Origin of the sequence: Bacillus sp. ES1-5, assembly GCF_022487605.1 — a bacterium.
GTDB classification, from domain to species: domain Bacteria; phylum Bacillota; class Bacilli; order Bacillales; family Bacillaceae_G; genus Bacillus_A; species Bacillus_A wiedmannii.
Genome location: NZ_JAKVPU010000001.1, coordinates 1,605,983 through 1,620,035, shown reverse-complemented (window position 1 = coordinate 1,620,035; position 14,053 = coordinate 1,605,983). Strand labels below are relative to the sequence as shown.

Sequence of the window (14,053 nt, the reverse complement as noted above, 5' to 3'; positions counted from 1 at the left end):
AAGGATAAGGTATATATTTTGTACCTGAACAAAGCGGGATGCTTTTGCGTCCAACATGAGGTGGTACCACGGTAAATTTATCGTCCTCTACATATTTTCGATATGTAGAGGACTTTTTTATTTTTCAGATTGAGGTGAAAGGCATGATGACAAAAGAGGAATTTATGAAGCAAAAAGAACAGGGAAGAGCATTTTTAGTAATCGCTGAAGAAGAAGGAGATAGCATTACGCCAATTTCTTTATATAGACGTATGAAGGGAAAGAAAAAGTTTTTATTAGAAAGTTCGCAGCTTCATCAAGATAAAGGACGCTATTCTTACTTAGGATGTAATCCATATGGTGAAGTAAAAAGCGTTGGTACGGAAGTGGAACGAACGATTTACGGCCAAACAGAAAAGCTGCAAGGTAACGTACTACAAGTGTTAGAAGAAGTAATCGCGTCAGCACAAGTAGACAGTCCATTTCCATTTTGCGGAGGAGCAGTTGGTTATATTGGCTATGACGTCATCCGGCAATATGAAAACATTGGAGCAGATTTACACGATCCATTAAATATTCCGGAAGTACACCTTTTACTGTACCGTGAGTTAATTGTGTATGACCACTTACGCCAAAAATTATCATTTGTATATGTATGCAGGGAAGACGATTCAGCTTCTTATGACGAAGTATATGAAAGGTTGCAAGTATACAAAGAGGAAGTGTTACAGGAAGAAGCAGCGGAAGTAACTGAAATAAGGTCAACATTATCATTCACTTCTTCTATAACGGAAAAAGAGTTTTGTGAGATGGTAGAAACGGCGAAAGAACATATAAGAGCCGGGGACATATTCCAAGTCGTACTGTCACAGCGTTTGCAAAGTGAATGTATCGGTGATCCATTCGCGTTATACCGAAAACTTCGAATTGCCAATCCGTCACCATATATGTTCTATATCGATTTTCAAGATTATGTTGTACTCGGTTCTTCGCCGGAAAGCTTGTTATCAGTTAGAGAAGATAAGGTGATGACGAATCCAATTGCGGGTACGAGGCCGAGAGGGAAAACGAAGGAGCAAGATGCGGAAATTGAAAAAGAACTGTTAGAAAATGAGAAAGAACGAGCGGAGCATATGATGCTTGTAGATCTTGGGCGAAATGATATTGGCAGAGTAAGTGAAATTGGATCCGTGACGATAGATAAATATATGAAAGTAGAAAAATACTCTCATGTTATGCACATTGTATCTGAAGTTTACGGAACATTGCGAAAACAAATGAGTGGATTTGATGCATTAGCGTATTGCCTACCAGCAGGAACAGTGTCGGGAGCTCCGAAAATTAGAGCAATGGAAATTATAAATGAGCTAGAGAATGAAAAAAGAAATGTATACGCGGGTGCAGTTGGATACGTTAGTTTTTCAGGGAACCTTGATATGGCGCTCGCTATTCGAACGATGGTCGTAAAGGATGAAAAAGCATACGTTCAGGCAGGAGCGGGAATTGTTTATGATTCAGACCCAGTAGCTGAATATGAAGAAACGTTAAATAAAGCGAGAGCACTATTGGAGGTAATGAAATGATTGTACTAATTGATAATTATGATTCATTTACTTATAACTTGTATCAACTGTTAGGTGAATACGAAGAAGATATTGTAGTCGTAAGAAATGATCAAATAACGATAGAACAGCTAGAAGAGATGAATCCAACAGGAATTGTGCTTTCACCAGGACCAGGAAAACCAGAGGATGCTGGTATGTGTATCGAAGTGATTCGTCATTTTTATAAGAACGTTCCCATATTAGGTATTTGCCTTGGTCATCAAGCAATTATATCAGCATTTGGAGGAGACATTGTAAGAGCAGAACGCATTAAACACGGAAAAACATCACACGTGAAACATAACGGAACGTCAATTTTTTCATATGTTACACAGCCGTTAACAGCGATGCGCTACCATTCCCTTGTTGCAGCGCAAACGAGCTTGCCAGAGTGTTTTGACATACTAGCGACAGCGATGGACGATGGAGAAATTATGGCAGTTCGTCACAATTATTATCCGCTATTCGGATTACAGTTTCATCCGGAATCAATCGCGACAGAAGAAGGCGGAAAGTTAATACGTGCCTTTTTAACAGAAGTGAAGGAGGAGGAAAGAGTATGAATAGCTATCTTCGTAAATTAGTGGAGGGGCAACATTTAACAGAAGAGGAAATGTATAGAGCAGGGCTTCTTTTATTAAATGAAAACATATTGGAAAGTGAAATTGCAGCTTTCTTAGTCTTACTTAAAGCGAAAGGTGAAACAGCAGAAGAAATATACGGACTTGTTCGAGCTCTTCGCGAAAAGGCACTACCATTTTCGAACCATATACAAGGAGCGATGGACAATTGCGGAACGGGTGGTGACGGTGCCCAAACGTTTAATATTAGTACAACATCGGCATTTGTACTGGCAGGAGCTGGCGTAAAGGTTGCAAAACATGGGAATCGAGCTGTTTCTAGTAAAACAGGAAGTGCAGATTTATTAGAAGAACTCGGTGTAAATATTAGCAGTACGCCAAACGAAATTGATTATTTATTAGAGCATGTCGGCATCGCATTTTTATTCGCGCCAGCGATGCATCCAGCATTAAGACGCATTATGAAAATAAGAAAAGAATTGAATGTGCCGACGATTTTTAACTTAATTGGTCCTTTAACAAATCCGGTAAATTTAGAAACACAATTTGTCGGCATTTATAAACGAGATATGTTACTACCAGTTGCGCAAGTATTACAGAAGCTGGGAAGAAAACAAGCGCTTGTCGTAAACGGAAGTGGATTTTTAGATGAAGCATCATTACAAGGAGAGAATCATGTTGTCATTTTAAAGGATAATGAAATAGTAGAAACGAGTATTGATCCTGAGAAACATGGTTTCTCAGTAGTGAAAAACGAAGAGATTAGAGGCGGAGATTCAAAAGAAAATGCAAAGATTACGCTCGGCGTATTAAGTGGAGAAAAGGGTGTCTACCGCGATACTGTTTTATTAAATGCAGGTCTAGCCCTTTTCGCAAATGGAAAAGCAGAAACGATTGAAGAAGGAATTACACTAGCGGTGCATAGTATTGACTCTGGAAAAGCATTAGCCAAACTAAACTTATTAATTGCAGCAAGTCATGAAAAATTAGAAAGGGTGAATTAAAGTGGGGACGATTTTAGACAAAATTGTAGACCAAAAGAAAAAGGAAGTTGCGGCATTATATGAAACGTATACACCATTAAAAGAAAGTAGAAAGACACATTCACTTGTAGAAGCATTACAGCAGTTTACTGTCATTGCAGAAGTAAAGCGAGCATCACCATCAAAAGGGGATATCAATTTAAATGTTGATGTACGAAAACAAGTGAAAATATATGAAGAATGCGGCGCAGGAGCAGTTTCTATTTTAACAGACGGTCAATTTTTTAAAGGGTCGTTTCATGATTTACAAACGGCAAGAGAAGAAAGTAACATTCCGCTTTTATGCAAAGATTTCATAATCGATACGATTCAAATTGATAGAGCGTATGAAGCTGGCGCAGATATTATTTTACTAATCGTAGCGGCGTTAACGAAAGAGAAGTTAAAAGAGTTGTACACCTACGTACTAGAAAAAGGATTAGAAGCAATTGTTGAAGTTCATGATGAACAGGAATTAGAAATTGCGATCCAATTAAATCCGCACGTTATCGGCATTAACAACCGTAATTTAAAAACATTCGAAGTCGATTTAAGCCAAACAGAAAAGCTTGGAAAACGATTAAACGAGGAGAAATTACTTTGGATTAGTGAAAGCGGGATTCATTCAAAGGAAGATATTATCCGTGTTAAAAAAGCTGGAGCAAAAGGTGTGTTAGTTGGAGAGGCACTTATGACATCATCTTCTATTCATACCTTTTTTGAAGACTGTAAGGTGAACATATGAAAGTGAAAATTTGCGGCATCACTGATGTTGAAACGGCAAAACGTGCTTGCGAATACGGAGCAGATGCAATTGGATTTGTTTTTGCAGAAAGTAAGCGAAAAATTACTCCAAGGCTAGCGAAAGAAATCATTCAGGAGATTCCAGCAAACGTGTTAAAGGTTGGTGTTTTCGTAAATGAATCAGTAGAAGTGATCCAGGAAATTGCAGATGAGTGCGGGTTAACACATGTGCAACTACATGGGGATGAAGATAATCACCAAATCAAAAGATTGAATATTCCGTCTATAAAGGCGCTCGGAGTGACTTCGGAGGAAGATATGAAAAACGCTCAAACATATGAAGCGGATTATATATTGTTTGATAGTCCGAAAGAAAAGTTTCACGGGGGAAATGGAAAGAAATTTTCATGGGAGTTACTCGCACATATGTCAAAAGAGTCGCGAGAGAAAACGATATTAGCTGGTGGATTAAACGCTCTTAATATAGAAGAAGCGATTCGAACTATTCAGCCATACATGGTCGATGTAAGTAGCGGAGTGGAGACAGAAGGAAAGAAAGATGTAGAGAAAATAAAACAATTTATTATAAAAGCGAAGGAGTGTTCCAAATGAATTACGCATATCCAGATGAAAAAGGTCACTACGGTATATACGGCGGACGATACGTTCCAGAAACGTTAATGCAATCTGTATTAGAACTAGAAGAAGCATATAAAGAAGCAATGCAAGATGAAGCGTTCCAAAAGGAATTAAATCATTATTTAAAAACATACATCGGAAGAGAAACACCGCTTTATTTCGCTGAAAATATGACGAAGTATTGTGGCGGTGCAAAGATTTATTTAAAACGTGAAGATTTGAACCATACAGGAGCTCATAAAATTAACAATACAATCGGTCAGGCACTTCTTGCAGTACGAATGGGCAAGAAAAAAGTTGTCGCTGAAACAGGGGCAGGACAACACGGAGTGGCAACCGCTACTGTATGTGCCCTACTCGGATTAGAATGTGTCATCTTTATGGGAGAAGAAGATGTGAGACGTCAAAAATTAAATGTGTTCCGAATGGAATTACTCGGAGCGAAAGTAGAAAGCGTAGCGGCAGGTAGCGGTACATTAAAAGATGCGGTAAACGAGGCGCTTCGCTACTGGGTTTCACATGTACACGATACACACTACATTATGGGATCCGTTCTTGGACCACATCCATTCCCGCAAATTGTTCGTGATTTCCAAAGTGTAATTGGGAAAGAAACGAAAAAACAATATGAAGCGTTAGAAGGGAAATTACCAGAGGCAGTCGTTGCATGTATTGGTGGTGGTAGTAATGCGATGGGCATGTTTTATCCGTTCGTACACGATGAAGAAGTCGCTCTTTACGGCGTAGAAGCAGCTGGGAAAGGTGTTCATACAGAAAAGCACGCAGCTACTTTAACGAAAGGAAGCGTTGGTGTTTTACACGGATCGATGATGTACCTTCTGCAAAATGAAGAAGGACAAATTCAAGAAGCGCATTCTATTTCAGCGGGACTCGATTATCCAGGTGTTGGGCCAGAACATAGCTTGCTAAAAGATATTGGACGCGTTTCTTATCATTCAATAACAGACGAAGAAGCGTTAGAAGCATTTCAATTATTAACGAAAAAAGAAGGGATTATTCCGGCGTTAGAAAGCTCACATGCTGTCGCATACGCATTAAAATTAGCGCCGCAAATGAAGAAAGACGAAGGACTTGTCATTTGTTTATCTGGTCGCGGGGATAAAGATGTAGAGAGTATAAAACGTTATATGGAAGAGGTGTAAAAAATGGGAGTAGAAAAAATTAAAGCAGCGTTTGAAAATGGCAAGAAAGCATTTATTCCGTACGTAATGGGCGGAGATGGTGGCCTTGAAAAATTAAAAGAAAGAATTTGTTTTCTAGATGAAGCAGAAGCGAGCATCGTTGAAATCGGCATTCCGTTTTCAGATCCAGTCGCAGACGGTCCAACGATTCAAAGAGCAGGGAAACGAGCGCTAGATAGCGGTGTAACATTAAAAGGCATTTTTCAAGCATTAATAGAGGTAAGGAAAGAAGTACAAATTCCGTTTGTACTCATGACATATTTAAATCCGGTACTCGCATTTGGAAAAGAACGATTCATCGAAAACTGTATAGAAGCAGGTGTAGACGGCATCATCGTTCCAGACTTACCGTATGAAGAGCAAAATATTATTGCCCCGTTACTTCGAGAGGCAAACATTGCGCTAATTCCACTCGTTACAGTAACAAGCCCAATTGAGCGAATCGAAAAAATCACGAGTGAATCAGAAGGATTCGTCTACGCCGTTACAGTAGCAGGCGTAACAGGAGTACGTCAAAAATTTAAAGGTGAGATTCATAGTTACTTAGAAAAAGTAAAATCACATACGCATTTACCGGTAGTGGCAGGGTTCGGTATTTCAACAAAGGAACATGTAGAAGAAATGATTACAATATGTGATGGAGTAGTCGTTGGAAGTAAAGTCATTGAGCTGTTAGAAAATGAAAAGCGAGAAGAAATATGTGAATTAATACAGGCAACAAAACAAAAAGAAGAGGCATAAGTCTCTTCTTTTTGTTTTACGTAATAAATGTTAAAATATACAGAAAATACATATAATTTAGAGGGTGAGAAGGCATGCTAAGACGAAAACTACTATATCTTCTTTTAACTGTACCACTATACGCTTGGCTTATTAGCATGACGAAAATAGAGTTGATGGCTCTATTTTTAGGATATGTATTCATCTTTTCCAACTTAAATCGCATTCAAGAGCAATCTATTTTAGAAATATGTATATTTTCGATTAGTATAGAACTATTTAGTATCGTTTCGATTGTATTATTAAACGAATTATTTCGCTGGATCCATTCATTTGAATTAATGAAATTTGGAAATGTTGTATTGCAAGTAATATGTGCTTATATTGTGTTTGTTGTGTTAGACAAAATAGTCGGACAGCAGAGTGTTTTTCAGGATAATAGAAAATGGGGATGAAAAGGAGTCATTTGGCTCCTTTTTTGAATCTGTTTCAAAAACAATTGAAAAATATGACATCTGTTATATAATAGTTAAAAATTGTATTTTTAATGAAAAGAGATGATAACATGGCCATATTGTTGGCACTTATCCCAATTATGATGATTTTCATTTGTTTATTTTTATTTAAACAAACGTCATTAAGATCCTCTTTAATTGCTTACGTTGTGTCTGTTGGAATCGTTTTACTCTCGCCAACGTTTCAATTAGGGATAAGTGAAACTGTTCACGCAACGATTAAAGGTTGGTTAATTTGTTTTATTGTTGGGTACGTTTTGTTTTTCGGTATTTTTTTATTTCACCTCATGAACAAAATGGGGTACATCGATCAAGTAGCGCGTTTTTTAGAAGAAGTGACGCACGATCGTTTATTACAAATGCTCCTTATGTGTTTTGGTATTTGCCCGCTAATCGAATCAGTAAGTGGATTCGGAATTGGCTTTATGGTTGCAGCACCTATCTTTCTATCATTAGGTTATAAACCGTTTCAAGCTGTACTACTTTCATTTATTGGTTTACTAGCTAGTTCATGGGGCGCAATGGCAACTGGTACGATTATCGGTTCGCAGCTTATAAATATGCCGCTTACAACACTTGGCACAAATACGGCACTACTAAGCATTCCGATGTTTGCTTATTTCGTCATTCTTTCTTTACACGTTGTTGGTGGTTGGCAGGCTGTTATTGAAAAGTGGAAAGAAGGATTCGGTTTCTTTCTATTATTTTCTCTCGGAATCTATCTTTCTAACGCATACGTAAGTGTTGAACTCGCAGGTATATTAAGTTCTATCGTTACAATTACATTTGGTTTTCTTATCATTAAATTAAAAGGAAAAAGTGAGCAAAATTTAATAACAGAACATGCTGCGGCAACGGAGAGAGAAGTATCTATTATAAAAATTATTAGCCCTTATATATTCCTAACAGTTTGTATTTTACTTTCTCGCCTCGTACCAGCATTACATGATGTATTCAGATCATATGCCGTTCTTGATTTGAAATCATACTCTTACAAGCTAGAGCTACTATATTCACCAGGATTTTGGCTCGGTATGACTTGCTTATTTACTATTATCTTCTTCCGTATTCCATCTCATATTATTAAACAATCACTCTCGCAAACGATAAAACAATGGATTCCTTTTGCGATTACAACGACGATGTTTATCGCCATTTCAGAACTAATGGGTGCATCTGGCATGCATTCATTACTGGCAAAAACAGCTGGTGAAACATTTGGAACGTTTTTCGTTTTCGTTGCTCCGTTTATCGGCGGAATCGGTGGCTTTTTAACAGGTAGTAACGCCGGATCAAATGCGATGTTTATAAAACTACAAATGCAAACTGCGCAAAACGTAGCACTCCCATGGCAATACGTCACGACACTGCAAAACACCGCATCATCAGTAGCGACAATCGCTTGCCCATCGCGAATTACACTAGGTGCGTATTTATGTAACATCCCTTATCGTGAAAATGAACTATTAAAGAAGACGACGTTAATGATTTTTGGTGCGGTTTTGCTCGTAGTAGTAGAGGTTATTGTTTGGTATATGTTGAGAAATTAAAAATCCTCCTAACATAGGAGGATTTTTTTTTATGATTGGATAATGTTTTAAATATGAAAAGCTTCTACTAAATGAATAGGAGATGAAATGTATGCCCCTAAAAAACTACGGCGTGTTAAAAGGTACAGTTATACAGTCTAAGATTGGAAAAGGGAAAACACCTCATTATCAAGTTCATTTACAAGGTGAAGCAGGAGTAGATTATCGTATTGCAATTAATGTGAAATCGCAAAGTTATCCGTCAGAAGTTTTATATTTTGCGAGTAACGATATTCGGTCAGAGGCGATTCATATTTTACCGACATTACCGTTCGGTTTTACAGAAGTAAAAAACAATGAACCGAAAGTAGCTTTAGACTACGTAAGAGGTAATGTATTTGATTCGAAACAAATGATTCCTTTACCTGCTGAAAAAGCAGGAGTGGATAATGATTTAAATGAAAAAATAGAACGTTATATAAAACGAGCGATAGAAGAAAAAGCAATTATTTACGCGTTCGGTGAAAGATGGGGACCAGAAGAAAATACACCAGATTCTTACTTTCATTTTGAACCAGGAAACGGTATACACGATATTCATATGAATCAAGGGAATGTAGAGAAATGGAAAGGTGATAATGGTATATGGCAAGACGGAGGTATACTCATTCACTTCGAAAAGGAAGAATCATGGATCGGTATTTTTCTTGCCTTCCAGTCGCAGTCATGGTGTACAGATGAAGAAGGACATGCTCGCGTTCCGGTTGAGCAATGTGATTATAAGAACAATAAGTGATGAGAAGAGGGCGTTCAAAACGAACGCCCTCCTCTTATTTTATAAAATCCAAAACTAACAAGTGTAGAAATACAAGAGAACAGCAGTGCCACGCTAGAAAACGCGATGAGGTACATATTATACTTCATCACTTTGCCAATTAGCTGGTTACTGTCGTACTGAAATAGTCCTGCGATTATGTTGAATAAAAATAATACGATAAACATGACGATAACACCGTCTATTGATCCTTTAATATCTGTTTTACTTAAAGCGATATGTGCAGAAATACAAATAGCGATAAATAAAAATAGCCAAAAGGAAGGATTCAATAAATTACTTATTGTAAATAAGCTTTTCAATAATACGAACGTCGACAAGAGCATGTTTTGAACCATTTCTATATTAATAGAAGTAGAAGCGATTGTTTTTTCGAGAGTTGTATTAAATAAGAAATATGAATTTGGTACGAAATAGCGCATTAAAAGGATTAACGCAGTAATACCGGAAATAATAGGACCGATTCCGATGAAGAAGTTCCCAATTCGTTGATATACACTTTTTTGATTGTATTGATGTTGTACGTAGCCTAAAGCGCCTTGGCTTGTATCTGTTGGGAAAAACTGCGTTGCTACAATTTTATGACGAAATAATACACACATAATGGCGTGTCCAAGTTCGTGAATCGGAACACCGATCCACGCCGTTAAAAGGAATCCTTTTCTTCCGAAAGCTCTCGACCAATACATGCGTGTGAGAGATTCTAAATAGCCTAATAGAAATCCAATTACAATGATAACGCCAATTAAAGAAAATAATTGGATTACGCTTGTAAGGAGTATTTGAAAAATTGAGTTTACCAATTCCATTGTCTTTCATCCAATCTGTTAAAAATGTTATTTGTTCTGTTTCATAATAGCATTATTTTTCAAGATTGCTAGCACATATATTTCTTTTGAAAGCAGGATTTCAGAATCTTTTTCTTGTAGTCATGTTTTATGTACAAAGTCATATATTGAATTTGTAACACCCTATATGGTATATGCTTAAGGAGGGAATGAGAGAATGAAATGTCCGGCGTGTCGTACGGAAAATACAACAGAGGCAAAGTTTTGCGGGAATTGTGGACATTCGTTGACGGAGGAAGTAGTAGCGAGTGGTGCACAAGAAGATGAGCAACGAGCACGCGTAGCACCAGCAAAGGAAACTCGACCAAATGAAACGGTAGAGCAGGCGAAGCGGTTTGCGAGTGGCTATTTTCAGTTCTTTAAACATGCTTTCAAAGCACCGACAGCGATTATGAAAAGCGGTAAGGTTGAAGTACGAAATGGAATTGTAAGTCTTGTTCTTATTTGTTTTTTAGGTGCATGTATTTTTTATAGAATGATGAGTGCTGCAGCAGCTGTTACGAAAACATTTACACCAGATATAACTACTCCTACATTCTTTTTGGACTCTGTAACGGTCTTTTTATTTTTACTAATTTTAACTTTATTTGTCGGATTTATTATTTTTGTAAGTGGTAAGATGATGAAATCTTCTTTTTCATTTCTTGAAGTATTCGGCGTATGGGGAACGATAGCAACTCCGGCTATCGCTATATTAGTGCTTTCTTTTCTATTTAGTTTTTTATTAATCTTCTTCTTACCAATCTTATTAGGGCTGGCTACAACGTATATGGGAATTAGTATAATTGTAGCTACAGTAAAACTAGATAACGGTGGATTAGATCTTGTCTATACTCTTTTTATTGCAAATGTTTTCATCGGAATTGCAACATTTATCGTGTTTTGGTCTTACATAAACACAATAATTCAAACCTTTACACAGGGATTAACTGGCCTCTAAAGAAAAGGTGGTTGAATGGATGAATGTATGTATAAAGTGTGGACTCAGTTTGAAGATTGAATCTTATAATGTTGAACTCATCAAATCAAGAGAATAGAAAATGTGAAAAAGGTACAGTGCATAACTGTACCTTTTCTATGGTTTTTTAGCTGGACCAGGATCCCTTGAGAAAAAGATATGAAAGAGGAATGTGACTTTACTTGCTCCTCCTGATGTACTTGCGTGCACATCAGATAATGCACTAGATGTTAAAACACCTTCAGAATGAGGCGGTACGACTATTTTGAGGGCATCATCTGATTCTGATGATGCAGTAACTGTTATTGTATCATCAGATAAGTTCAAAATTTTTACAGTACCGATTGGTAAGATGGACTTGCCAGCGTGTGATGCTGAAGCGAAGTGAGAGCCTTTCCAAATCGTTTGTGCGAAAGTCTCATCATTAGATAACCAAGCGCGAGCGCTGTATAATGTTGCATTAATAGAAAATTCTTGATCAAGCGACACGGCGGGTTTCGGTTCTTGCGGTTCCTCTGGAGTTTGAGCGAGAAGGCCGGCACACATATATGTTTCACCTCCACTTTCGATTATTACTGTTATAGCATATTAAATATGTTGTTTATAAGACACGACGGTTACCTATTAAGGCATAGGTTTGTGCACAAAATTTGAAGATGAAATTCTCTTTCTTTACAATGGGAGTAGGTGTTATTTCTGTAAAATATGGAAAACGTAAAGAGTATGTAAAAAAGAAGGAGTGGTAAAGTGAACTATGTCATTATTGGCGGAGATGCAGCTGGTATGAGTGCAGCTATGCAAATTGTTAGAAACGATGAAAATGCAAATGTTGTGACGTTAGAAAAAGGTGAAATTTATTCGTACGCGCAGTGTGGGTTACCATATGTCATTAGTGGTGCTATCGCTTCTACGGAAAAATTAATCGCGCGTAATGTAAAGACGTTTCGTGATAAGTATGGAATTGATGCGAAAGTGCGTCATGAAGTAACGAAAGTAGATACGGAAAAGAAAATGGTGTACGCAGAGCATACGAAGACGAAAGATATTTTTGAATTTCCGTACGATCGATTATTAATTGCGACTGGAGTGCGCCCTATTATGCCAGAATGGGAAGGTCGAGATTTGCAAGGCGTTCATCTTTTAAAAACAATTCCTGATGCTGAGCGTATATTAAAAACGCTAGAAACGAATAAAGTTGAGGATGTAACTATTATTGGCGGCGGTGCGATTGGACTGGAGATGGCAGAAACATTTGTTGAACTTGGTAAGAAAGTAAGAATGATTGAGAGAAATGATCATATCGGTACGATTTATGATGCAGATATGGCTGAACATATACATAAAGAAGCAGGTAAACATAATATTGAAATTTTAACGAATGAAAATGTAAAAGCATTTAAAGGAAATGAAAGAGTGGAACAAATTGAAACGGATAAAGGAACGTATAAAGCAGATCTTGTTTTAGTGTCGGTTGGAGTGAAGCCAAATACTGATTTTCTTGAAGGAACAAATATACGTACAAATCATAAAGGGGCAATTGAAGTAAATGCATATATGCAAACGAATGTGCAGGACGTATATGCAGCTGGTGATTGTGCCACACATTACCACGTTATAAAGGAAATTCATGATCATATCCCGCTCGGAACGACTGCGAATAAACAAGGGCGACTCGCTGGACTGAATATGCTTGATAAACGAAGAGCATTTAAAGGTACGTTAGGTACAGGTATTATTAAATTTATGGATTTGACGCTCGCAAGAACAGGCTTAAATGAAAAAGAAGCAAAAGGGCTAAACATACCGTATAAGACGGTTCATGTAGATTCAACAAATATGGCCGGTTATTATCCAAGTGCTAAGCCACTTCACTTGAAATTACTATATCGCTCGGACACAAAACAATTATTGGGCGGACAAGTAATTGGAGAAGAAGGTGTAGATAAGCGAATTGACGTAATCGCAATGGCGCTTTTCAATAAAATGAGCATTCACGATTTAGAAGATGTCGACTTAAGTTATGCACCACCATATAACAGTGTTTGGGATCCAATTCAGCAAGCGGCAAGGAGAGCAGAATAGCACTTTTTAAGTGCTATTTTTTTTTGCAAAGGTAGGTAAAATTTTTTAGCGAATAATAAAGAGGGAGAAACAGTTACATATAGGGAAGGGGATTATTAAAAATGGTTGTAACAATTCAAACAGTTCAAGAATCAGAAAAAGAAATATTACGTAATTTGTACGCACTATATCTTCATGACCTCTCTACATTCACTCCTAATATAAAGATTGGGGCAAATGGATTTTTTGAATACGAAGATTTGCACATGTTTTGGAAAAATGACGGAATCACTCCGTATTTTATAAAAGCTGAAAATAGTATTGTAGGATTTTTATTATTGTTGGAACGCCCGTTTTTGAAGAAGGAAAACGACTTTGGCATAAATGACATTTTCATATTGAATCAGTACAAAGGAAAAGGAATTGGTAAACAAGTTATTGAGAATGTACTAAAAGAGAAACGAGGACAGTATTTCGTTATCGAACTTGTGAAAAATGTACCAGCTGTTTCTTTTTGGAAGAAAGTATATAGGGAGCTAAACATCGAATTTGATGAGAAAACACAGTTAATCGATGATGAAGAATGCCTCGTTCAAACGTTTAAAATATAATGAAATCGGTGCCCCTAGTAGATTACTTTGAAATTTAACTTTATCCCGCATTAACGGGCAGTAAGACCCCCACCTCAAAATTCAGCGAAAGCAAAGAGGTTAGGTGGGGATCAACTGCCCGTAAAAGCCCGATTGGTTCAACTAATAATCAGTGGGGGATGAAGAACACCTCCACTAATTAAAGTTTCACTTTATTTCGAATATA

Annotated in this window: 15 protein-coding genes and 1 other annotated feature (1 of these 16 only partly in view); of the genes, 13 read left to right on the top strand and 2 right to left on the bottom strand. The window is 37.3% G+C overall.

Going from position 1 to position 14,053, the window contains the following annotated elements; translation table 11 throughout:
• Positions 1–91: a binding site (T-box leader), on the top strand (it extends 154 nt beyond the left edge of the window).
• 52 nt (positions 92–143) lie between these two features.
• From trpE to MKO96_RS08295, 10 genes are all read left to right on the top strand, one after another.
• A complete protein-coding gene (gene trpE, locus MKO96_RS08340) occupies positions 144–1,562 on the top strand; it encodes an anthranilate synthase component I (RefSeq protein ID WP_240587218.1) in 1,419 nt (472 codons plus the stop codon).
• Positions 1,559–2,146 (top strand): aminodeoxychorismate/anthranilate synthase component II, encoded by a 588-nt coding sequence (locus MKO96_RS08335; RefSeq protein WP_240587217.1) that lies wholly within the window; start codon positions 1,559–1,561, stop codon positions 2,144–2,146. The genes trpE and MKO96_RS08335 overlap by 4 nt, the downstream gene beginning before the upstream one ends.
• Entirely contained in the window at positions 2,143–3,168 is a 1,026-nt protein-coding gene (gene trpD, locus MKO96_RS08330) for an anthranilate phosphoribosyltransferase (RefSeq protein WP_240587216.1), read from the top strand. Before MKO96_RS08335 ends, trpD begins: the two co-directional genes overlap by 4 nt.
• 1 nt (position 3,169) lies before the next feature.
• Positions 3,170–3,931, top strand: a complete 762-nt coding sequence (trpC, locus tag MKO96_RS08325; RefSeq protein ID WP_240587215.1) for an indole-3-glycerol phosphate synthase TrpC — start codon at positions 3,170–3,172, stop codon at positions 3,929–3,931.
• Positions 3,928–4,542, top strand: coding sequence for a phosphoribosylanthranilate isomerase (locus MKO96_RS08320; RefSeq protein ID WP_240587214.1), 615 nt, complete (start codon positions 3,928–3,930; stop codon positions 4,540–4,542). Before trpC ends, MKO96_RS08320 begins: the two co-directional genes overlap by 4 nt.
• Positions 4,539–5,732: a tryptophan synthase subunit beta gene (gene trpB / locus MKO96_RS08315; protein ID WP_098538258.1), complete on the top strand. Its 1,194-nt coding sequence runs from the start codon at positions 4,539–4,541 to the stop codon at positions 5,730–5,732. Before MKO96_RS08320 ends, trpB begins: the two co-directional genes overlap by 4 nt.
• A 3-nt stretch (positions 5,733–5,735) precedes the next feature.
• On the top strand, positions 5,736–6,512 hold the full coding sequence (gene trpA / locus MKO96_RS08310) for a tryptophan synthase subunit alpha (RefSeq protein ID WP_240587213.1): 777 nt from the start codon (positions 5,736–5,738) through the stop codon (positions 6,510–6,512).
• 74 nt (positions 6,513–6,586) lie between these two features.
• Complete coding sequence (locus MKO96_RS08305) at positions 6,587–6,946, top strand: DUF4029 domain-containing protein (RefSeq protein WP_240587212.1); 360 nt, start codon at positions 6,587–6,589, stop codon at positions 6,944–6,946.
• A gap of 110 nt (positions 6,947–7,056) precedes the next feature.
• Entirely contained in the window at positions 7,057–8,556 is a 1,500-nt protein-coding gene (locus MKO96_RS08300; RefSeq protein WP_240587211.1) for an L-lactate permease, read from the top strand.
• A 91-nt stretch (positions 8,557–8,647) separates the two neighbouring features.
• Positions 8,648–9,331: a DUF2278 family protein gene (locus MKO96_RS08295; protein WP_240587210.1), complete on the top strand. Its 684-nt coding sequence runs from the start codon at positions 8,648–8,650 to the stop codon at positions 9,329–9,331.
• 14 nt (positions 9,332–9,345) lie between these two features.
• On the opposite strand, the gene MKO96_RS08290 is transcribed toward MKO96_RS08295, so the two are convergent.
• The gene (locus MKO96_RS08290) at positions 9,346–10,179 is read right to left on the bottom strand and encodes a hypothetical protein (RefSeq protein ID WP_240587209.1); all 834 of its coding nucleotides are present in this window, start codon (positions 10,177–10,179) and stop codon (positions 9,346–9,348) included.
• 196 nt (positions 10,180–10,375) lie between these two features.
• Here MKO96_RS08290 and MKO96_RS08285 point away from each other — a divergent pair, with 196 nt between their 5' ends.
• On the top strand, positions 10,376–11,158 hold the full coding sequence (locus MKO96_RS08285) for a zinc ribbon domain-containing protein (RefSeq protein ID WP_240587208.1): 783 nt from the start codon (positions 10,376–10,378) through the stop codon (positions 11,156–11,158).
• Between the two features lie 135 nt (positions 11,159–11,293).
• Here the strand turns inward: MKO96_RS08285 and MKO96_RS08280 are convergent, their stop codons facing one another.
• Complete coding sequence (locus tag MKO96_RS08280) at positions 11,294–11,722, bottom strand: hypothetical protein (RefSeq protein WP_240587207.1); 429 nt, start codon at positions 11,720–11,722, stop codon at positions 11,294–11,296.
• Positions 11,723–11,923: 201 nt separating this feature from the next.
• Here MKO96_RS08280 and MKO96_RS08275 point away from each other — a divergent pair, with 201 nt between their 5' ends.
• Positions 11,924–13,258 carry a CoA-disulfide reductase gene (locus tag MKO96_RS08275; protein WP_240587206.1) on the top strand — a complete coding sequence of 445 codons (1,335 nt, stop codon included), beginning with the start codon at positions 11,924–11,926 and terminating at the stop codon, positions 13,256–13,258.
• 101 nt (positions 13,259–13,359) lie between these two features.
• Positions 13,360–13,848: a GNAT family N-acetyltransferase gene (locus tag MKO96_RS08270; RefSeq protein WP_240587205.1), complete on the top strand. Its 489-nt coding sequence runs from the start codon at positions 13,360–13,362 to the stop codon at positions 13,846–13,848.
• Positions 13,849–14,053: the final 205 nt, after the last annotated feature.